This is a genomic window from Pseudomonas sp. NPDC088890, assembly GCF_044900155.1.
GTDB lineage: Bacteria > Pseudomonadota > Gammaproteobacteria > Pseudomonadales > Pseudomonadaceae > Aquipseudomonas > Aquipseudomonas urmiensis.
In genome coordinates, this window is the sequence record NZ_JBJDNG010000017.1 from 1 (window position 1) to 1,234 (window position 1,234).

At 56.8% G+C, this 1,234-nt stretch carries 1 protein-coding gene; it reads left to right on the forward strand.

The window, feature by feature from the left end:
- The first annotated feature begins 372 nt into the window (after positions 1-372).
- Positions 373-828, forward strand: a complete 456-nt coding sequence (locus ACI2JX_RS23590) for an REP-associated tyrosine transposase (protein ID WP_404691102.1) — start codon at positions 373-375, stop codon at positions 826-828.
- The last annotated feature ends 406 nt before the right edge of the window (positions 829-1,234 follow it).

Sequence of the window (1,234 nt, forward strand, 5' to 3'; positions counted from 1 at the left end):
CACAATACCTGTGGGAGCGGGCTTGCCCGCGAAGAGGCCAGCACAAGCACCGCCAACCCTTGCCACATCCAGAAACCATCAAGCCAGCAGACACCCCGCTATCTCGAGAACCCCACAATACCTGTGGGAGCGGGCTTGCCCGCGAAGAGGCCAGCACAAGCACCGCCAACCCTTGCCACATCCAGAAACCATCAAGCCAGCAGACACCTCGCTATCTCGAGAACCCCACAATACCTGTGGGAGCGGGCTTGCCCGCGAAGAGGCCAGCACAGCCACAGCCAACCCTTGCCACATCCAGAAACCATCAAGCACTCGCGACCTCCATGTGAGCCGCTACTTTCCAGGAGGTATTCACTTTCAAGGAAGATCCAAATGTCCCTCGCCGAGTCCTATCTACTTCGCCGTGGTCGCTTTTCCGAGCCAGGCAGACGCTATCTGTTGACCACCGTCACCTCCCAGCGCAATCCGCTTTTTCGTGACTTTCACAGAGCTCGGCTGGTGGTCCAGCAGATGCGCCAGGCCGATCTTGAGCATGCTTGTCAATCTCTAGCCTGGGTAGTTATGCCGGACCATGTGCACTGGCTGTTCGAATTGAAGGCTGTGACGCTGGGCACACTGATGCGCAGGTTCAAGTCACGCTCAGCTATGGCCTTGCGCAAGACGGGTATTGAGTGCCAGCCGATATGGCAGCCTGGGTATCAGGACCGTGCGCTGCGCAAGGAGGAAAGCGTGCGCGCCGTGGCCGAATACATTGCACATAATCCTGTGCGTGCCGAGCTGGTGGACCACATTGGTGATTATCCGCATTGGGACAGTGCTTGGCTGTGAAGTGGCGGTGCGGCCTTCGCGGGCAAGCCCGCTCCCACAGGGTCCAATATCACTGATGAAAATGAGTGGTGTCAGGCTGAGGCAAGGTCCAGCACAACTGATGAGAAATGAGTGGTGTCAGGCTGGGGCAAGGTCCAGCACAACTGATGAGAAATGAGTGGTGTCAGGCTGGGGCAAGGTCTAGCACAACTGATGAGAAATGAGTGGTGTCAGGCTGGGGCAAGGTCCAGCACAACTGATGAGAAATGAGTGGTGTCAGGCTGGGGCAAGGTCCAGCACAACTGATGAAAAATGAGTGGTATCAGGCTGGAGCAAGGTCCAGCACAACTGATGAGAAATGAGTGGTGTCAGGCTGGGGCAAGGTCCAGCACAACTGATGAAAAATGAGTGGTATCAGGCTGGAGCA